This is a genomic window from Halonotius sp. GCM10025705, from assembly GCF_042662885.1.
GTDB classification, from domain to species: domain Archaea; phylum Halobacteriota; class Halobacteria; order Halobacteriales; family Haloferacaceae; genus Halonotius; species Halonotius aquaticus.
This window is the reverse complement of sequence record NZ_JBHSZD010000001.1, coordinates 1,493,568-1,513,220: the sequence shown is the minus strand read 5'-3', so window position 1 is coordinate 1,513,220 and position 19,653 is coordinate 1,493,568. Positions and strand designations below refer to the sequence as shown.

13 protein-coding genes and 5 pseudogenes are annotated in these 19,653 nt (G+C 63.5%); 10 read left to right on the top strand and 8 right to left on the bottom strand.

The window, feature by feature from the left end:
- Window positions 1-89: 89 nt before the first annotated feature.
- Entirely contained in the window at window positions 90-1,385 is a 1,296-nt protein-coding gene (gene hflX / locus ACFQJB_RS08495; protein WP_379726162.1) for a GTPase HflX, read from the top strand.
- Between the two features lie 26 nt (window positions 1,386-1,411).
- Here the strand turns inward: hflX and ACFQJB_RS08490 are convergent, their stop codons facing one another.
- On the bottom strand, window positions 1,412-2,050 hold the full coding sequence (locus ACFQJB_RS08490; protein WP_379726159.1) for a TMEM165/GDT1 family protein: 639 nt from the start codon (window positions 2,048-2,050) through the stop codon (window positions 1,412-1,414).
- A 50-nt stretch (window positions 2,051-2,100) separates the two neighbouring features.
- The gene (locus tag ACFQJB_RS08485; protein WP_379726156.1) at window positions 2,101-2,712 is read right to left on the bottom strand and encodes a metal-dependent hydrolase; all 612 of its coding nucleotides are present in this window, start codon (window positions 2,710-2,712) and stop codon (window positions 2,101-2,103) included.
- 94 nt (window positions 2,713-2,806) lie between these two features.
- Between ACFQJB_RS08485 and ACFQJB_RS08480 the strand changes: the two genes are divergently transcribed.
- Together ACFQJB_RS08480 and ACFQJB_RS08475 are read left to right on the top strand one after the other, a co-directional pair.
- On the top strand, window positions 2,807-3,439 hold the full coding sequence (locus ACFQJB_RS08480; protein ID WP_379726153.1) for a hypothetical protein: 633 nt from the start codon (window positions 2,807-2,809) through the stop codon (window positions 3,437-3,439).
- A complete protein-coding gene (locus tag ACFQJB_RS08475; RefSeq protein ID WP_379726151.1) occupies window positions 3,436-4,065 on the top strand; it encodes a hypothetical protein in 630 nt (209 codons plus the stop codon). The genes ACFQJB_RS08480 and ACFQJB_RS08475 overlap by 4 nt, the downstream gene beginning before the upstream one ends.
- Window positions 4,066-4,091: 26 nt before the next feature.
- Here ACFQJB_RS08475 and lpdA read toward each other — a convergent pair whose 3' ends face one another.
- The 4 genes and pseudogenes from lpdA to ACFQJB_RS08455 all read right to left on the bottom strand — a co-directional run bounded on the left by lpdA (window position 4,092) and on the right by ACFQJB_RS08455 (window position 9,349).
- The gene (gene lpdA, locus ACFQJB_RS08470) at window positions 4,092-5,558 is read right to left on the bottom strand and encodes a dihydrolipoyl dehydrogenase (protein WP_379726148.1); all 1,467 of its coding nucleotides are present in this window, start codon (window positions 5,556-5,558) and stop codon (window positions 4,092-4,094) included.
- 240 nt (window positions 5,559-5,798) lie between these two features.
- Window positions 5,799-6,304 (bottom strand): annotated as a pseudogene (gene moaC / locus ACFQJB_RS08465) (cyclic pyranopterin monophosphate synthase MoaC); the annotation flags it as partial.
- Window positions 6,297-7,738 (bottom strand): annotated as a pseudogene (locus ACFQJB_RS08460) (NAD(P)H-hydrate dehydratase). The pseudogenes ACFQJB_RS08460 and moaC, both read right to left, overlap by 8 nt.
- Window positions 7,739-8,020: 282 nt before the next feature.
- Window positions 8,021-9,349, bottom strand: coding sequence for a sodium-dependent transporter (locus tag ACFQJB_RS08455; protein ID WP_379726145.1), 1,329 nt, complete (start codon window positions 9,347-9,349; stop codon window positions 8,021-8,023).
- A gap of 120 nt (window positions 9,350-9,469) precedes the next feature.
- On the opposite strand from ACFQJB_RS08455, the pseudogene ACFQJB_RS08450 reads away from it, so the two are divergent.
- The 4 genes and pseudogenes from ACFQJB_RS08450 to ACFQJB_RS08435 all read left to right on the top strand — a co-directional run bounded on the left by ACFQJB_RS08450 (window position 9,470) and on the right by ACFQJB_RS08435 (window position 14,268).
- Window positions 9,470-11,013: pseudogene (locus ACFQJB_RS08450) on the top strand (acyl-CoA carboxylase subunit beta).
- A complete protein-coding gene (locus ACFQJB_RS08445; protein WP_379726142.1) occupies window positions 11,013-11,369 on the top strand; it encodes a hypothetical protein in 357 nt (118 codons plus the stop codon). Before ACFQJB_RS08450 ends, ACFQJB_RS08445 begins: the two are co-directional and overlap by 1 nt.
- 17 nt (window positions 11,370-11,386) lie before the next feature.
- Window positions 11,387-12,286 carry a methyl-accepting chemotaxis protein gene (locus ACFQJB_RS08440; RefSeq protein WP_120102097.1) on the top strand — a complete coding sequence of 300 codons (900 nt, stop codon included), beginning with the start codon at window positions 11,387-11,389 and terminating at the stop codon, window positions 12,284-12,286.
- A 162-nt stretch (window positions 12,287-12,448) separates the two neighbouring features.
- Window positions 12,449-14,268, top strand: a pseudogene (locus ACFQJB_RS08435) (acetyl-CoA carboxylase biotin carboxylase subunit).
- Window positions 14,269-14,299: 31 nt separating this feature from the next.
- On the opposite strand, the pseudogene ACFQJB_RS08430 reads toward ACFQJB_RS08435, so the two are convergent.
- Window positions 14,300-14,631, bottom strand: a pseudogene (locus tag ACFQJB_RS08430) (hypothetical protein).
- Window positions 14,632-14,667: 36 nt separating this feature from the next.
- Window positions 14,668-15,177 (bottom strand): phosphate-starvation-inducible PsiE family protein, encoded by a 510-nt coding sequence (locus ACFQJB_RS08425; protein WP_120102104.1) that lies wholly within the window; start codon window positions 15,175-15,177, stop codon window positions 14,668-14,670.
- 143 nt (window positions 15,178-15,320) lie between these two features.
- Between ACFQJB_RS08425 and ACFQJB_RS08420 the strand changes: the two genes are divergently transcribed.
- From ACFQJB_RS08420 to ACFQJB_RS08410, 3 genes are read left to right on the top strand one after another with little or no spacing between them, the layout of a single operon-like run.
- Complete coding sequence (locus ACFQJB_RS08420; RefSeq protein WP_379726138.1) at window positions 15,321-16,544, top strand: HD domain-containing protein; 1,224 nt, start codon at window positions 15,321-15,323, stop codon at window positions 16,542-16,544.
- 60 nt (window positions 16,545-16,604) lie between these two features.
- A complete protein-coding gene (locus ACFQJB_RS08415; protein WP_379726135.1) occupies window positions 16,605-17,210 on the top strand; it encodes a YIP1 family protein in 606 nt (201 codons plus the stop codon).
- 53 nt (window positions 17,211-17,263) lie between these two features.
- Entirely contained in the window at window positions 17,264-19,591 is a 2,328-nt protein-coding gene (locus ACFQJB_RS08410; RefSeq protein ID WP_379726131.1) for an OB-fold nucleic acid binding domain-containing protein, read from the top strand.
- Window positions 19,592-19,653: the final 62 nt, after the last annotated feature.

Genomic DNA, 19,653 nt, shown 5'->3' with positions numbered 1-19,653 from the left:
CCACTCTCTGGTATGGACGTGGTTTGGACTGTCCGTGCGTAACCACGGCTTTGACCGACCGGGGCGGCCGCCCGGCGTGGAGGCCACCGATGAAGGCGTTACTCGCCAAGCGCGTCGACAGTGGCACCGCTGATCTGTCTGAGCTCCGCGACCTTGCGGCAGCGGCCGGCTACGAGGTTGTCGGCGAACTCACCCAGACCAGAAAAGAGGATACGGCCCACCACTTCGGACAGGGGAAGGTGACCGAACTCGCCGAGTTGGTCGCCCGCACCGACGCCGGGACGGTCATCATCGACAACGAGGTCGGCCCCTACCAGATGTTCAACATCGGCCGTATCCTCCCCGGTGAAACTGAGGTACTTGATCGGTTTACGCTCATCCTCACGATCTTCGGGCAGCGCGCCCAGACCCGGAAAGCCCAACTGCAGGTCGAACTCGCCGAGCTTCGCTATGAGCTCCCGCGGGCGTCGGCGAAAACGAGTCTTGCCAAACGCGATGAACGACCCGGATTCATGGGGCTCGGCGAGTACGACGAGAGCCGCGAGCAGGATATCAAAGCCCAGATCGCCTCGATCAAACGCGAGTTGGATTCGATCGCCGAGAAGGAAGCCCAGCGACGCGCCGAACGCCGCGACTCCGGGTTTGACCTGGTCGCCCTCGCGGGGTACACCAATGCCGGCAAGTCGACACTGCTCCGGCAGTTAGCGGCCGAACTCGATGTCGACGAAAACGCCGAGAAACATCCCGATCTTGATGAGGTCGCCGAATCCCAGGATATGTTGTTTACCACCCTCGGGACGACAACCCGGCGGGCGGAGTTGGAGCGACGGGAGGTGTTGTTGACCGACACCGTCGGCTTTATCGCTGATCTCCCACACTGGCTTGTCGAATCCTTCGAGTCGACGTTGGATTCGGTCTACCGGGCGGATCTGGTGTTACTCGTCGTCGACGCCAGCGAGCCGGTCGCCGAGATGCGCGAGAAGCTTGTCACCTCCCACGATACCCTCCATGAGCGCAACGAGGCTCCGATCCTCACCGTCTTCAACAAGACCGATCTGCTCTCGGCGGCGGAACTGGCTGAGAAACAGGCCGCGCTGTCGACGCTTGCGCCGAACCCGATCGCCGTCTCGGGAAAAACCGGCGATAATATCGAGGCACTTCGCGCGCGCGTCGAAGCCGAACTCCCCGATTGGGAACACGAACGCCTGCTGGTGCCGATGGCCGACGACACAATGAGCTTTGTTTCGTGGCTCTACGATCACGCTCACGTCGAGACCGAATCCTACGAGGGCGATCAGGTGCTGTTGGAGTTTGACGCGCGACCGGCGATCGTTGAGCAGGCCCGCGCGAAAGCCGCCGCGCTCACCCCCGTCGAATCAGCCTGATCGTCGCTACTATCGACCGACCCCCTTCACAGCGGGAGAAACGACCGCCCGATCGTGTAGGCGGCGACGATATCGAGGCCGAACAGCACGAAGATGCCGGCGGCCACCCGGTGAAACCACGTCTGGTCGAGCCGGTGGGCTGTTTTGCTGAAAAACAGCGCGGTCGCCAGACTTACGGGGATGATCGCCAACATCTCGCCGATCCAGATCGCCGGCGTCGCCCCGTACTGGACGGCCAACCCAATCGTGACTAGCTGTGTTTTATCGCCGAACTCGCCGAAGACCATGAACCAAAACGAGGGCAGAAATCCATGAAGCCGCTCCGGGAGCCGTGACTGGATCGCAGCCAGCCGACTGCCTTCGGGGGCGACTTCCGGGGTGTCGACGCTGTCAACGGTTGTGTACAACAGCCAGGCCCCAAAGATGAAAAACAGCCCTGCGGTGATGCCATCGAGATACACCGCCGGTAGCGCGCCCTTCAGCGCGTTGCCCAGCAGGATCTCGATGACCGTCCAGCCGCCGAAGGCTGTTGAGGCCCCGGCAACGACCATATAGGGGTTGTACCGCGTCGCCAACCCGGCGATCACGAGCTGTCCTTTCTCGCCGGGGAGGGCGGTCAGTTGGAGAATAAATGCGGTGCCGACAATACTGATAAACGACTCCATTCAGTGTATGAAAATTAGATGGATCTAAGTATTATATTTATTGATCCGAACTACCGATCGTCGCGGCGGTACCGCTCGGGCACGTATTCGACGACTGGGTCGGGAACGAACTCGGCGAGCACCGGTGCGAGTGCGGCGAGCCACCGCCGAAGCAGCCCGTAGCTGATAGCGGTGATGAGTGCGGCGACAACAAGCCAGCGGAACAGTGGCGGCACCACGGCGACAAGCGGGAGGCCGACCAGCAGTGACAGCCCCACATCCTCGGGCGCGCCATCGTAGCGCACCCACCGCTTGGGCGCGCGCCACTCGCCGGCAACGTGATCGTAGACCGCCCGTTCGGACGTGTTCTCCCATGGCCGGAGTTCGAGGCCGCCACCGAAGCGATCCATCTGACAGTGAGCGGCGGCGGCAACGAGGGCGACACCGAGGCCGATCGCAAGCGGCGACCCAACAACGGCCGCGACGATCACCGCCGGGATCGCTGCCAGCGAGTAGCCCGTCGGGTAGTGGAGTGTCCGCCGATGGCCGACGTACAGATCCAGATCCGGCCAGATCCCTCCGAGTAGCCCGCCGGCCAGGGCGGCGGTCGCCGACTCAGGGGCCAGCCACAGCAGCGGCGCGCCGATCGCAAGCCCGACCAGCGCGTGGGTTGGCAGCATCATACCGTTCGGGAGGTGGTGGGTCGGAATAAACACGTCGCTGACGTGTTGTCCCCGCGTCGCTGGCTTTATCGCCATCTCGCGGCTTTGATCGGGTATGCCCTCACCCCCATCTACGCCACCGGGTGCCGACGCGATCCCTGACGCGCTCGAACGGCTGTTCCGTGACGGTCGCTACAACGCTGGCCTGGCGTGGCTGCTGATCGCCGTTCTTGTTGGCGTGTTCGTTGAGAGTCTGTTGGGACTTGATTATCGGTGGATCCTGTTTGTTGCCGTTGTCGGTGCGGTTGTCTGTCTCCCGCCGATCGCCTATCGGGAATGGCGCGTGATGCTGCCCTGGGAGTTGCTTGTCGTCGCGTTGCTGCCGATTCTCGTGCGTGGCTTGGTTGGTGGCACTGTTGGCACGGTTGCGACCTACATCTCCTTGGCGGCTCTCGCGTTGCTCGTCGTTGTCGAACTGCATATGTTCACGTCGCTGACGGTGACCCACTGGTTTGCGGTCGTCCTTGTCGTGTTGACAACGCTTGCGGTCGTCGGCGTCTGGACGATCTTCCGGTGGAGTGCCGACCAGTATCTCGGCACCGCCTTCCTCGTTGATAATGAGACGCTGATGATCGAGTGGCTCTACGTAACCCTCGCCGGCATCGTCGCCGGCGTGTTGTTTGATGGCTACTTCAGCCGTCGTGATCGCCAGCTGTGGCGTGTGCTTCGGCGGGTGATCGGCCGATGATGTTGCCCCGACCATCGCCGTCGACGCAGCGACGACTCACGCTTGTGATGCAACTCCTGTTATTTGCTATCGTTGTATATGGTTTATATGCTGGTCAGCCGAAGGCGATCACCAACGGAGGAATCGGGCTGGGAGTGACGCTGTTGCCCGCGATCGTCCGGCGTAACTACCAGTTTTCACTCGATCCGTGGCTTGGGCTGTGGATCACGACGGCGGTCTTTCTGCACACCCTGGGGTCGGCCGGGCTCTACGTGCAGTTCTCGTGGTGGGATAGCGTGACCCACGCGCTGTCGGCGTCGCTGGTCGCCGGCGTCGGCTACACCGCCGCGCGCGTGATCGACTTGCACAATGAGGAGATCCACATCCCCACGCAGTTCGTCTTCGTCTACCTGTTTATCGTCGTGTTGGCCTTCGGCGTGATCTGGGAGCTCTTCGAGTTTGCGCTCGATCTGATCAGCGCTGAAACGGGACTGACCATGCCGCTGGCCCAACACGGGCTGGACGATACGGTCGTCGATATGCTCTACAACTCCCTTGGTGCGCTCCTCGTCGCGCTGTTCGGCCAGGTGCATCTTACTGGGGTCGCCGAGTCGCTGCGTGATCGGCTGTTGACCCCTGGGTCGTAATCGACAGCATTGCCGCAGTCGTGTGGTTAGTGCGTGTGGATTGACTCACCTTGCGCGTCGGCTGCGGCCTCCATGACCGCTTCTGAGAGCGTCGGATGTGGGTGGATGGTTTGGGTGATCGCCGAGAGATCCAACCCCGCGTTGATGGCGACGGTGAGTTCGCCGATCAACTCAGAGGCGTTCGGCGCGACCATCTGTGCGCCAAGCAGTCGGCCGGTCGGCTCGTCGGCGACGACCCGGACAAAGCCATCCGTTGCGGCCGTCGTCCGCGCTCGCCCGTTGGCGGCCAGCGGAATCTTCCCGACGACCGGTGTGTAACCGGCTGCCTCGGCGTCCGCTTCGGTCTGTCCAACGGTGGTGATCTCGGGATCGGTGAAGACGGCCGCCGGCACCGCGGTGGTGTCGATGGCTGCGGGGTCGCCGGCGATCGCGGCCGCGGCGATCGCGCCCTCGTACATGGCTGTGTGGGCTAACATCGGCTCGCTGGCCACGTCGCCGACCGCGAAGATGTGGTCGTGGGGTGTTCGGCCCTGGGCATCCGTCGGAATGAAGCCGTCGTCGGTGGGGTCGATGTCGACCGCCGAGAGATTGACCGTATCAGGGGCTGGCTGCCGGCCGGCGACGACCAACGCCGCGTCGGCCGCATACTCACTCGTCTCTCCGTCTTCCGTCTCCGTAGTAACAACAACGCCGTCGTCGACTTGCTCCCACTCGGTCGCTGCCTCGCCGAACTGGAAGTCAACCCCGAGATCGGTCGCCTGCTGGCGGACGACCGCTGAGATCTCATCGTCGTACATCGGGAGCACGTCGTCGAACATCTCGACGACCGTCACATCGGTGCCGAGTTTGGTGAGCGCCGTCGAAAGTTCCATCCCGATGTAGCCGGCCCCGACGACGAGCAGTTCGTCGGGCATCGACGACCGCGAGAGGATGTCGGTCGAGCTCAGGATGTATTCGCCGTCGGGCGCAAAGCCGGGAAGCTCGATCGGCCGGCTCCCGGTTGCAATGATGGCGTACTCGAAGTCGACCGTGTGATCACCATCGTCGGTGCTGACCCGTGCTTGGTGGTCGTCGACGAATTCTGCTGTGCCATCGACCACGGTGACACCGTTGGCCTGGCAGATCTGCTCGACGCCGCCGGTCAACTGGGCAACGACGCTGTCTTTCCAGTCGATCAGCCCTTCCATGTCGACATCGACTGACGCCGAAATGCCGAGTTCCTCGGCAGTGGTCGCCTCATGGGCGATATCCGCGCCGTGGATCACGGCTTTCGAGGGGATACACCCCGTGTTGAGGCAGGTGCCACCGAGGGCATCTCGCTCGACGAGCGTGACATCGAGCCCGCGTTGGGCCGCCTTGATCGCCGCCACATAGCCGCCGGCCCCGCCGCCAAGTATCAGTACCTCTGTCGTGTCGGGAATGTCGCCAGCGGTGGAGTCAGCAGCCGTTGGCTCACCCTCACCGGCTTCGGTGTCGGTTGAATCAGTTGTCATCGTCTCAAGATACACACCTGCCACTAATATTGTTTGTGATGCACAATACAAAAGTTTGGGATGGTGGTGTCTTAATCTGAGATCTGATTTTACCGTGAAAACCCGAAATAGAAGTCGAACTCAGCAACACGAGGATGGCTGTGGGATATAGTATTGTTCTAAACAATCACTATATCTGCTGTAAAACGAATCTCTACCCTGCTGATCACGTCGCGATAAACTATTCAGTGCTATACTGAATTTTTCCTTGCTGCTGACTTGCACCTCGTCGATCCGGGTGTCGGGATACCCCCGTCAGCATCTTTTTCGGCGGCCTTACACATATCCCAGATGACGTTCAGCCCGGTCGTTACGCCCTCCAGCGCTTCCATCTCACAGCCAGTCTTTCCCGTCGTCTCGACGGCGATGGTAAGTTCGATCCGGTCGTCGTCGACCGAAAACTCGGTGTCGACGTTCGTGATCGGGATCTGGTGGCACATCGGAATCGACTCCCAGGTGTGTTTGACCGCCTGAATCGCGCCGATCCGGGCGGTGGCGAGCACATCGCCTTTCGCTACGTCGTTGGCTTCGATCGCCTCGATTGTCGACGCCTGGAGGTGGATGCTGCCTTTAGCGACGGCCCGGCGCTTGCTATCGGGTTTGTCGCCGACATCGACCATCTGGGCAGTTCCCGAGTCGTCGGTGTGGGTCAGTTCGTCGGTCACATCGGTCGTCGATTGTGTCGGCTCGTCGGTTGGCTCACTCATCAGTTACAAACGCCTCCGGGAGTCGGTCGAGTAGATCTGTCGCCACGAGGCTGTCGCCGACGGCGTCGGCTGCCAGATCGCCGGCGCGGCCGGTCACGTAGGCCCCGACCGCCGCGGCCGCCCGCGGCTCCTCGGTTGCCAGAAGCGCGCCGACGACCCCCGCCAGCACGTCGCCGGTGCCGCCGACGGTCATCCCGGGGTTGCCGGTACGATTCTGCCGTGTCGTCTCGCCGTCGCTGATGATGTCGTGGGCTCCCTTCACCAGCAGCGTGTGGCCAAGTTCGGCCGCGAAATCGGCAACGCGGTCGGCCAACTGCTCGCGGTCATCGGTGCTCGGCCCGCCCATTCCGACCAACTCGCCTTGGTGGGGCGTGCAGATCAGCGTCGCGTCGGTGTCAACCTCGGGGACGACGCTCAGCGCGTCGGCGTCGATGACGGCCCGCCCGTCGTAGCCATTCAGCAACGCGCGCACAGCCGCCCGGGTCGATTCGCTATCGCCGAGCCCTGGGCCACAGACAACGGCGTCGACCCCGGCAGCCCGTGTCAACAGGTCGTCGACAACACTTCGTGTCACCAACTCACCAGCGAGGGGTGGACGATCAGGTTCTCGCTGTACCCCTGCACCTGCGGGGCGACCGACTCGGGGCAGGCGACATGGACGAGGTCGGCACCCGCTCGGAGAGCAGCCTGGCCGGCCAACGCTGGCGCGCCGGTGTAGGGGCCGCCACCGATCACGAGTAGTTCGCCGTGGTCGCCCTTGTGGCTCTCGGCGGCCCGCTCGCGGCCCAGCAGATCACCGGGGCCGACGAACCGCTCGGCGGCTGACGGGATCCCGATATCGGCGACGGTCACCGCGGCATCGAGGGAATCGAGTCCGGGCTTGGTGTCGTGGAAGGTAACAACGTGATCGGCCTCGACAGCGTCGCCGGCAGCCTCCCCGGTGGCGGCATCGACACCAGAGGGTACATCGACGGCGACAACCGCCGTGTCGGCGTCGGTGATCGCGCTGGCCGCTGTCGCCGCCGGCTCTCTGAGCGCGCCGGTGACGCCGGTGCCGAGCATCGCGTCGACGATGCAGTCGGCCCCGGCGAGATCGAGGTCATCGATGGCGGTCGAATCGGTGATCGTCGTCGTCGGGATCTCGGCTGTCTGGAGGGCCGCCCAGTTTTCGCGGGCGATGTCGGTGCCGATGCGATCGGAGTGACCGAGCAGGGCGACTTCGACATCGTAGTCTTTGAGGAACCGGGCGGCGACGAAGGCGTCGCCCCCGTTGTTGCCGCGGCCACAGACGAGGATCACGCGGTCGTTGGGATCAACGTACTCTTGGACGACGCGGGCGACGGCGTTGCCGCTTGACTCCATCAACTGTTTGCGTGGGACACCGAGGGCCGCCGCGTTCGCGTCGACGGCTGCCATGCGGTCGGCGGTGAGCATACGCTTGCTGGGTGGTCGAGGAGTTAATCGTCGGGGTCAGTTACTAGATTATGCTCAGATACGGTGTTGTGTACGACGAATAGATATTGAAAGCCCTCGACCCGCTCGGCTCCCGGGCCTCGCTGCGCGCTTCGTCGCTCACTGCGTTCACTCCTGCAGTGCTTACGTCGGTCGGGTTCGCCGAGCGCGCCTCGCCCTTTCAGTCCACCAAGTAAGCGGTTGATCGGCCAGTCTGCTCACCTGTTTGGCTGTTCGTCTCTAAAACCGGATTACTGGTTAGCGTCAGAGGAACGATTCCTGCAAGAACCCGATGTAGTCCCGCACCGACAGCGCGAGCGTGATCGCAAGCACGATCGGCACCACGTAGCGCAGTGTGGTCACCCAGATGGCTTCGATCCGGCCATCGCTGGCTCGTCCCTTGCCGAGTTCTTCGACTGCCTCGCCGGCGTACACCCAGCCGATGAAGATCGACAACAGCAGCCCACTAAGAATCAGGAGGATGTTGTTAGCAAAGAGGTCGTAGGCATCGAGATAGGTCAGATCGAGGGCGGTCGGGATCCCAACGACGAACAGTATCGCCGCCATCCCAATGGCCGTCGGCACGCGGTCGACATCGAAGGTGTCGGTGACGTAGGAGACGACGACCTCGAAGATGCTGAACGCGCTGGTCAACGCGGCGACCAACAGCATGAGGAAGAAGACGCCACCGATGATCTCACCGCCGGGTAGCTGTTGGAACGCGCCCGCGAGGCTGATGAAGATCGAGCCAGCTCCACCCTCGCCGGGTTCGATCCCCTGGGTGAAGAGGAACGGAAAGACGACCAATCCAGCCAACAGCGCGATCACCGTATCGAGGACGACGATGACGCCCGCGTCCTGCAGGAGATTGCGATCCTCGCCGATGTAGGAGGCGTAGGTGATCATGATCCCCATCCCCAGCGACAGCGTGTAGAACGCTTGGCCGGCCGCCGCTGGGAGGATCGAGACGGCGTCGCCGACGATCGTACTGAGATCCGGTGCGAGATAGTAGCTGTAGGCGGCTCCCGCGCCGTCGAGCGTTGCTCCGTAGCCGGCCAGCCCGACGAGCAAGACGACGACCGTCGGCACCATCACCGTGGCAGCCTTTTCGAGTCCGTTGCGAATCCCAAGCGCAACGATGCCGGCGACCGTCGCCATGAACAGCCCGTGGTAGGCGATGGCGTTGGTGCCCGACGCCGTACTCAGGAAGAACGCCTCAGCGTCAGCGCCGTAGCCACCGGTGAAGCTGGCGACGACGTACTGGATCACCCAGCCGCCGACGACGCTGTAGTACGAGAAGATGATGAACGCGGCGATCGCGCCGACCGCGCCGGCAGCCTTCCAGCCGGGGTGGCCGAGTCGTTCGAAGGCCCCGATCGGGTTGCGGTTCGATCGCCGTCCGATGACGAACTCGACGAGCAACACCGGGACGCCGACCCCGACGACCAACAGCAGGTAGACGACGAGAAACGCCGCCCCACCCGACTCACCGGTCAAGAACGGGAATCGCCAGATGTTGCCCAGCCCGACCGCGCTGCCGGCGGCCGCGAGGATGAAGCCGATGCGTGTCGCCCAGGTTGCGCGTTCGTCCATTAGGCGCCTGTTTTGCGAACAGGCAAATAAGGCCGTTTGTTGCCGCCGACAATCGGTTGCGGAACCCTTTTTGCGCCCGTCGGTGTCGGAGATAGCAATGACTGGTGGTCGCCGATGACGATGGACGACCGCATCGATGAGCTGCGGGAGAAGCGTGCGGAGGCCCGCCAAGGCGGCGGTGAAGACCGCATCGCCAAACAGCACGACAAGGGCAAAAAGACCGCCCGCGAGCGGATCGATTATTTCCTTGATGACGGCAGCTTCCATGAGTTCGACCAGTTCCGCACCCACCGAAACCACACCTTCGGGATGGAGGAACAACAGCTCCTCACTGACGGCGTCGTCACCGGCTACGGCGAGGTCAACGGCCGCACCGTCTTCGTTTTCGCGCACGATTTCACCGTCTTCGGTGGCTCACTCGGCGAGGTCTTTGCCGAGAAGATCTGTAAGGTGATGGATAAGGCGATGGAGGTCGGCGCGCCCGTCGTCGGGCTCAACGACTCGGCCGGCGCGAGAATCCAGGAGGGCGTCGGCTCACTCGGCGGCTTCGGCGAGATCTTCCAGCGCAACGTTGACGCCAGCGGCGTCATCCCCCAGATATCAGGCATCTTCGGGCCGTGTGCCGGTGGCGCGGTCTACTCGCCGGCGATTACGGACTTCGTTTTCATGGTCAAAGAAACGAGCCACATGTTCATCACCGGTCCGATGTCGTCGAGACGGTCACCGGCGAGGAGGTCAGCTTCGAGGAACTTGGCGGCGCGGTCACTCATGCCTCGACCTCCGGGTCGGCGCACTTCGCCGAGGCAAGTGAGGAGGAAGCCCTCGACAACATCGCGCGTCTGTTGTCGTACCTGCCGCAGAACAACGTCGAAGATCCACCCCGGATCGATCCGTGGGACGATCCCGACCGCGACACCACGGCGGCCGGCGAGATCGTCCCCGACGCGCCGAAGAAACCCTACGATTCGACCGCGGTCATCGACGAGATCGTCGACGAGGGCTCGTTTTTCGAGGTTCACGAGGACTTTGCGAAGAACCTCGTCGTCGGCTTCGCCCGCCTCGATGGCCGCTCGGTCGGTGTCGTCGCCAACCAACCGCGGGTCAACGCTGGCACCCTCGATATCGAAGCCAGCGAGAAGGGCGCACGATTTGTTCGGTTCTGTGATGCGTTCAACATCCCGATCGTCACCTTCGAGGACGTCCCCGGCTTCATGCCCGGCACCGACCAAGAGCACGGTGGGATCATCCGCCACGGTGCGAAGTTGCTGTATGCCTACGCCGAGGCAACCGTCCCGCTGTTGACCGTCATCACGCGGAAGGCCTACGGCGGTGCCTACTGTGTCATGGCCTCGAAACATATCGGCGGCGACGTGAACTACGCCTGGCCGACCGCCGAGATCGCCGTCATGGGGCCGAAAGGCGCGGTCAACATCCTCTATCGGGAGGAACTCGCCGACGCCGACGATACCGAGGCCCGCCGTCAAGAGCTGATCGACGAATACCGCGAGGAGTTCGCGAATCCCTACACCGCCGCCGACCGCGGCTTCATCGACGACGTGATCGAGCCCGCTGAAACCCGCCAGCGACTGGTCGACGATCTGGAAATGCTGCTCTCGAAACGCGAGGAGAAACCGTCGAAGAAACACGGGAACATTCCGATCTGATGTCGCCGGAAATCGCAATCGACGCCGACGCACTCGACGGGCTTGCCGCCGCCAGCGACGAGGAAGCCGCCGCCATCGTTGCCGCGATCAGTGCCCACATCCAAACCCAGGAAGCCGCCGCGGCCGCTGCCGCCGCAGCCGACGCCGATGGTGAAGACGCAAGCCAGCGGTCATGGCAGTTTGCCGGCCGGCTGTCCGGGCTGGGGGTCACCGCCAACCGCCCCCGTCGTCGACGCCGTCGGACGGCTGGACAGCCGCGGATCGCGCCGATCGATTCTGACGCCGATGCTGTTCAGTTAGCCACTACGTCGCTTCTATCAGCTCCGAGACCGTTACCCCGAGCTATATTACGATAGCCTACGTTCGTCCAGCAATGACAGCGAACCAGCCTGACATCGATGCTGAGGGGGCCTTCGAGTTCGGTGCTGACACGAACGGGGCCAGCGATGCAACCGTTAGCGGTGATGTCGACGACACGATCGCCGACGTGTACACCGCCTCCCAAGATGTCGCCGACGGCGTCGAAGAGATCTCGAACCGAGCCCACAAACAGTCGAACAACATGCGGGAGGTCTCCGCGGAGGTCTCAGATCTCAGCGCGGCCGTCCAGGAGATCGCCTCCTCAGCCGAGGAGGTCGCCTCCGCTGCCGAACAGGCCGACGACCGCGCCCAGGAGGGCGAGGCAGCGACCCAGGAGGTCGTCGAGGCGATGTCCGAGATTCAGGATGCGACCGAGGAGGCTGTCGACGAGATCCGGACGATCCGCGAGGGCGTCGAGGAGATTACCGCACTGGCCGACGTGATCGACGAGATCGCCGACCAGACGAACCTGCTTGCGCTCAACGCCTCGATCGAGGCCGCCCGGGTCGGTGAGGAGGGCGAAGGCTTTGCGGTCGTCGCCGACGAGATCAAATCCCTTGCCCAGGAGTCCCGCGAACAAGCCGAGGATATCGATGCGACCGTCCAGCGAGTCACCGAGGACGCCGCCGGCGCGGTCGACACGCTGGAATCCAGCGTCGACGAGGTCGAAACCGGGATGAGCCGCGCCAACGAGGCGAAATCCAGTCTCGATGAGATCACGGATGCTGTCGGCGAAGTGTCGGCCGGTGTCGACGAGATCGCCGCCGCGACCGACGAGCAGGCCCAAAGTGCAAGCACCGTTGCCTCGATGGTTGATGAAACCGCCAGCAACGCCGACAAGATCGACAGCGAGACCGAGACGATCAGCGACCGGATCGAAGAGCAGATCGCCATGCTCGATCGACTTCGGTAACCTCGCCGGGGTTCCGTCGACGTCGACAGATTTGTTCGACAGATTCGCTGTGTTGCGTTCGATCAGTAGTTTCACCCGCCGGTACCCTGTTTTCCACCAACTACATCGCGTCGGGATCGACCGATAGAATCAGGTAACCCTTCGGTCAATGGGGCGGTAAGAATGTTCAGGAAGGTGCTGGTTGCCAACCGCGGGGAGATCGCGGTTCGGGTGATGCGTGCCTGCGAGGAGTTGGGCGTCCGAACCGTGGCTGTCTACAGCGAGGCCGACAAACACGCCGGCCACGTTCGCTACGCCGACGAGGCCTACAATATCGGCCCGGCCCGCGCCGCTGACTCCTATCTCGACCAGGAAGCTGTGCTTGAGGCGGCCTCGAAAGCCGGCGTTGACGCGATCCACCCCGGCTATGGCTTTCTGGCTGAAAACGCCGAATTCGCCCAAAATGTCGTCGACAGCGGCTTTGTTTGGATCGGCCCGGATCCGGCGGCGATGGAAGCCCTCGGCGAGAAGACAAACGCTCGCACGCTCATGCAGGAAGCCGACGTCCCGGTCGTTCCCGGGACGACGGAGCCGGTCTCGTCGGTCGAGGAGATCACCGCTGTCGCCGACGACTACGGCTATCCCGTTGCGATCAAAGCGGAGGGCGGCGGCGGCGGTCGCGGGCTGAAGGTTGTCCACAGCGAGGATGAGGTCGAAGCCCAATTTGAAACCGCCCAACGAGAGGGCGAAGCTTACTTCGACAACAGCTCCGTCTACGTCGAGAAATATCTCGAAGCGCCCCACCATATCGAAGTCCAGATCCTCGCCGACGAACACGGCAATGTCCGCCATCTCGGCGAACGCGACTGTTCACTCCAGCGTCGCCACCAGAAGGTCATCGAGGAAGCGCCCTCCTCGATTCTCGACGACGACCTCCGCGAAGAGATCGGTGAAGCCGCCAAACGCGGCGTCGACGCCGCCGGCTACACCAACGCCGGCACCGTCGAATTCCTCGTTGAGGACGGCGAGTTCTACTTCATGGAGGTCAACACCCGGATTCAGGTCGAACACACCGTCACCGAAGCGATCACCGGCCTCGATATCGTCAAATGGCAACTCCGCGTCGCCGCCGGCCAAGCGATCGATTTCACGCAGGACGACATCACCTTCGACGGCCACGCCATGGAGTTCCGGATCAACGCCGAGAACGCCGCCGCCGAGTTTGAGCCCGCGACCGGCACCCTTGAGACGTACGATCCCGCCGGCGGCATCGGCGTCCGCATCGACGACGCGGTTCGGCAGGGCGACGCAATCGGCGGCGATTATGACTCGATGATCGCGAAGCTGATCGTCTCAGCGAGCGACCGCGAGGAGTGTCTCACCCGCTCGGAACGCGCCCTTGCCGAATTTGAGATCGAGGGCTTCCACACGATCATCCCCTTCCACCGCCTCATGTTGACCGACGAGGCCTTTTCGAACAGCGAGCATACGACAAAATACCTCGATGAGGAACTGGATCACAGCCGCATCGAGGAAGCGGTCTCCCAGTGGGGCCCACGCAATGTCGGCGACAGCGACGACACCGATGGCGACGACAGCGACGGTGACGAGGAGCCAACCGAACGCGAGTACACCGTCGAGGTCAACGGCAAACGCTTCGATGTCAACCTCGAAGCACACGACACGCCGGCGATCGACGTTGGCTCGGTCGCTGTCGACGACAGCGGGGGATGGATCGCCCGCCGCAAGCCGACAGCGACGACGAGGACGAGGCGGTGAGCGTCGAGGGCGGCGACACCGTCACCGCTGAGATGCAGGGGACAATCCTCTCAGTCGACGTGGCGGCAGGCGATGAGATCGCCGCCGGCGACGTGGTCTGTGTGCTGGAGGCAATGAAGATGGAAAACGACGTGGTGACCGAACGCGGCGGCACCGTCACCGAGATCATGGTTGACGAGGGAGACAGCGTCGATATGGGTGACGTGCTGGTCGTCGTAGAATAGCTCGCTGCTGCGGTCGGCGTTGACGAACTACTTACGCGCTGTCGGGGAGTGGTTCGACGCGGAACACGTAGTCCTCATAGACGGCATCGAGATTAACTGGACTCTCTTCTGCGGTGTGAGTTTCACACAACTCGACTCGGGCCTCGACAGCGCCGTGGCCGCCCTCTGCCTGATAGCGTTCGAGGACGACAAACGCCGCGGGCTCGGCACAGTCACGGCGGTAACACGTCGCCGGCGCGTCGCCGTCCTCGGCGTCGGGTTCGGCCTCATCGCCTCGCTTGCGGGCCTCCTCAGGTCGCGCTCGCGCTGTCGTTTGGCTTCGTCGTCGGCCTGTTTGTCCCGTCCTTGTTTGGTATCTGCCATACAGAGGGGAGGCGTGGCAGCGGCATAACGTTGTGGCTACCCGCTTTGGCTCCCGGTGGCGTCGAGCTGTCGCGTCCGTCGCTCGACGATGAGCAGTGTCGCCAACCCCAGAATAATCAGCGTGTAGGAGCCGGCAGCCATCAGGGCCGCGCCCTCGTCGGCATACTCGCCGGTACGGAAGATGATCGCCTTCCGCACCATGGCGATGACACCGGTGTAGATCACCAGCCGGACGATCCGTCGGGTTTCGCTCTCTTGGGTGTAGGCGACGACTGTCTGGTAGACCTCAACGATGATGAACAGCAGCAACGCGGTATCGATGAAGCCGACGACGACGAGTGGATCGGTGATGCTGCCGTCCAGCGCGCTGTTGAATATCTGGAGGCCCAGATCGAAAACGCCGATCGCAAATAGGATGACAAGCACCACCGCGGCGATCACCTCGACGTAGCGCAGGAGGTGCTCGCTGGTGCTCAACACTCGCTCGTCGAGTGACTCAGCCGGCGGGAGCGGGCCCCCGACCGGCTCTGTCTCCTCGTCGTCCATACCGTCCCATGGTGGTCACGCGGCATTAGTGTCGTCCCTAACGTGGCTTGTCCAGTCCAGCGACGCGACCCTCCAGATGCGACGACCGGTGCCGTCGGTTGCGCTGGCAACGATTTTTCACCCGAGCCGCAAATAGCTCGCCTATGGCCACAATCAAGGACAGCGTCCACGACCACATCGAGATCAGCGGCGTCGCCGAGGCCCTGCTCGATACGCCGACCGTCCAGCGGCTCCGCCACATCAGCCAACTCGGGACGGTGCAAATCGTCTACCCCTCGGCGAACCACACCCGCTTTGAACACAGCCTCGGGGTCTACCATCTCGCCGACCGCGCGCTCGCCGAACTCGGCATCGAGGGTCGAGAGGCCGAACGCATCCGGGCGGCCGCCTTGCTGCACGATGTTGGCCACGGCCCGTTCAGTCACAATATCGAGGAGCTCACCTACCGCAAGACCGGCAAATACCATGACGATGTCGACGAACTCCTCGCGTCGGGCGATGTCGGCGAGATCCTCCGTGAGCATGATCTCGATCCCACCCACATCGCCGGGCTCGTCGCTGGCGACGGCCAGTTTGGCCAACTCGTCTCCGGCGAACTCGATGTCGACCGGATGGACTACCTCGTCCGTGATGCCCACCACACCGGTGTCCCGTACGGCACCATCGACGCCGAGCGACTCCTTCGGGAGGTCACATTCGTTGACAATGAGCTGGTGCTTGCGGAGGGCAACGTCCAGACCGCCGAGAGCCTGCTGCTCGCCCGCGCGCTGATGAACCCGACTGTCTACATGCATCCTGTCGCCCGCATCAGCAAGGCGATGTTGCGTCGGGCCAGCGAGCGACTGTTGGCGACAACCGATATTGACGCCCATGAGCTCCGACGGATGGATGACCACGACCTGCTGGTCGCGCTCCGTACCACGCAAGCGACCGAGGCCTTCGCCGAGCGATACGACGAGCGCCGGCTGTTCAAACGCGCTATCTGGACGGAACTCCAACACGTCCCTGACGATCTGCTCGATCTCGACCACGACGAGCTCCGCGAGTTGGAGGCCACGATCGCCGACCGGGCCGACGTGGCCGAAACGAACGTGATCATCGAGATTCCCGACGAGCCCTCGATGCGGGAGTCCTCGACGCGCGTCGTCGTCAACGGCGAGATCCGGAACCTCGGCGCACAGTCGCCGCTGGTGAACGCGCTCCGAACCGCCCAGCGCGGCCAGTGGCGACTCGGCGTTTACACGACGCCGTCGGCCGCCGAGCGTGTCGGCCGGCTCGCTGCTGCGGAACTTGGCCTCGATATCCCCGGCGGGCTCGTGACTGAATCCCGGCAGGGACTCCACGCAACGCTGGATGAGTTCGAGTAACGGGGCCGACGGCGACGCCGCTGGTAACAATCATACCGGCTCCAGCCCCTACAGTCGGGTGTGACTACATGGGTTGAGACGCCGACCGACGGTCGGGGTCGCGGACCGATCGGGATCGCTCGTGCGTGGGCTGCGGTGCTCCGCAGCCCCCGGCAGTTTTTCACGAACGGTGTCGCCCCCGGTGATCAGGCCCCCGGCCTTGCCTTCGCGGTCGTCATTGCTGTCGTCTATGTGGCCGGGCTGTTAGCCGTCCAACCCGAACTCATCCTCGGCACGTCGGTTGTACCGATTCTCGGCGGTAGCACTGGACTGACGATGTTGTTAGTTCTGCTCGTGACCGCTGTCGTCGCTGCGCCCGCCGGATTGCATCTGATCGCGGCGATCCAGACGGTGTTGTTGATGCTGACAGTCGATGATCGTGCCGGCGTCAGCGAGACGGTACAGGTGGTCGCCTACGCGACTGCACCCTGTGCGCTGGCATGGATTCCGGTGCCGGCGGTGGCGGCGGCCTGTACGCTGTATGGGGTCGGATTGTTGCTCTTTGGGCTCGCAACCGTTCACGAAACGTCGCTCATGCGGGCGATTATAGCCGGCGGGATCCCGGCTGCCCTCGTTTTCGGGGTTGGCTTCCGTGGGTTTTGGCTGTTGGCGTCACTCGTGGGATAGCTGACAGCCGCGTTTCGACAACCGTTAAAGGGAGGCCCCTGGTTCGGGAACAAATGGGTACCTGTATCATCTGTGGCACGCCCGTCGACGGCGGCCACGTTTGTGCGAGTCATCAAGAAGACGTCCTTTTCGAGTTCCGTGGCAACAACGCCGCTCAACTCGTTCCAAGCCGTTTCTATGAGGGAACGGTCGACGGCTACGCCGATTTCGGTGTCTTTGTCGATATCGCTCCCGGCGTGACCGGCCTCCTGCACCGGAGCGAACTTGATCGGCGACTCGATAGCCTTGATTGGGAGCCCGGCGACACCGTCTGTGTCAAGGTGACCAACGTCCGGGATAACGGCAACATCGACCTCGCCAAATCGATCCGCCAGTCCGAACGCGAGTTCCGCGGGAAGATCATCCTCGATGGCGACGGCGAGACGCTTCCGAGCGACGAGGACAACGATGCCGACGCTGACGCCGACGAGGAGACCCCCGACCCGGAGTCGACACCGGCTGAGTCCGCCAGTGACTCAGCCGATACCGACGACGCTGCTATCGACACCGACGACACCGCGATCGACACCGACGCCGACGAGTCAGCACCGACGGAGAACGACCCATCGCCGACCGACGCGACGGCCGATCCGACACCGGCCGAGACCGATGGCGATGCGGCAGCCGTCACTGAATCAACCGGCGACAATGTCGCATCCGAATCCGTTGCCGACACGGCTGGTGACACCACAGACGCTGCTGTCGACGCTGAAGCTGTCACCGATACTGACGCCGACACGAACGGCACGGCGGCCGTCGCTGTCGCCGAGTCTGACGACGCCGACGCCGAAACCGTGGACGCAGACGATGCTGACCCCGCCCCCGACACCGTGAACACTGACGATGCCGACGCTGACAGCGACACAACGGTCGCAGCCCTCACCGATCAGGTCGGCGAGTCGGTTCGCCTCGACGGCGAGATCGTCAGCGTCCGCCAGACCGGCGGCCCAACCATCTTCGAACTCCGCGATGAGACCGGTGTCGTCGACTGTGCGGCCTTCGTTGAGGCTGGCGTTCGCGCCTATCCCGACATTGAGGTCGGCGATGTCGTCCGTCTCGACGGCGAGGTGGAACAACGGCGTGGCGAACTCCAGGTTGAAACCGAAGCACTCGTCGCGTTAGAGGGGTCGGCCCGCGATGCTGTAACCGATCGGCTGGCCGACGCGCTGACCGATCGCGCCCGACCCGATGAGCTCGATCCGATCGGCGATCACAACACTGTCGCCGAGATGGCCGAGTCGCTGCTGGATGTCGCCGAGGCGATCCGGCGAGCGATCTTGGAATCGCGGCCGGTTGTCATCCGCCACCCCGCGACCGCCGCAGGCTACGTTGCCGGGGCGGCCATCGAGCGCGCTGTGTTGCCCCTCGTTCGGGAGGAACACGCCCGCTCGGACGCCGAGTACCACTACATCGTCCGCCGGCCGCTGGAGAACGCGGTCTACGACATGGACGATGCGACCAACGACGCCACCCAGATGCTGCAGGATCGGGATCGACACGACGAGAAGCTACCCCTGTTCTGCTTCGTCGGCGCGGGCTCGACGGCTGACTCCGTCGACGGGCTTGGGCTGCTCGGTGTCTACGGTGCCGAACGGATCGTCCTCGATGCTATCGCCGCCGACCCCGAGATCAGCGACGTGGCCGAGCAGGTTGTCACCGGCGACGCCGCCGACCTCTCGATCGGCGCGTTGACGGCGACGCTTGCGGCCGCGCTTAACCCCGAGGTGCGCGAGGAGATGCAGCACCTCCCTGCGGTCAGCTACTGGGAGAACACGCCCGTAGCGTACACCGAGGCCGCCGAACAGGCCGGCTACGATGCCGAACAGGTGCGACACCTTCGGGAAGCCATCGCGCTTGAGGCCTACTACCAGTCCTACCAGGACAAACGTGAGTTGATTACGGATCTCCTGTTCGACGATGCCGGCGGGCTTGCGGGCCACATCGCCGAGCAGTTCCGACAGAAACTCGACGATGAGCTGGCAACCGCTCAAGCCAACCTCGACCGCCGAGAGCACGATGATGTTGGTGTTGCGGTACTCGATACCGACCAGTTCACCCACCGCTTTGATTTCCCACCGACGACGCTGCTGCTTGATGAGCTGCATTACGTCGAACGCGACGAGGGTGCGTTCCTCACCATCGGCGTTGGGATGGATGAACTGTATCTTCGGAGCAGCCAGTCTCTCGATGTTCGTGCGATCGCCGAGGCGGCGGCCGAGGCCGCGCCTGAAGCCGACGTGACCGCTCGCGGCATCCGCGAGGGGCGCATCGAGTTCCTTTCGGGCCGACGCGAGGCTGCCCGTGAGGCCGTTATCGACGCGGCTGTCGACCGCTTCGAGTAACTGTCACGTCTCGGTGTTTTCGACACCGGGTTCAACAGCGGTGTGTCACAGTGTCGCAAACG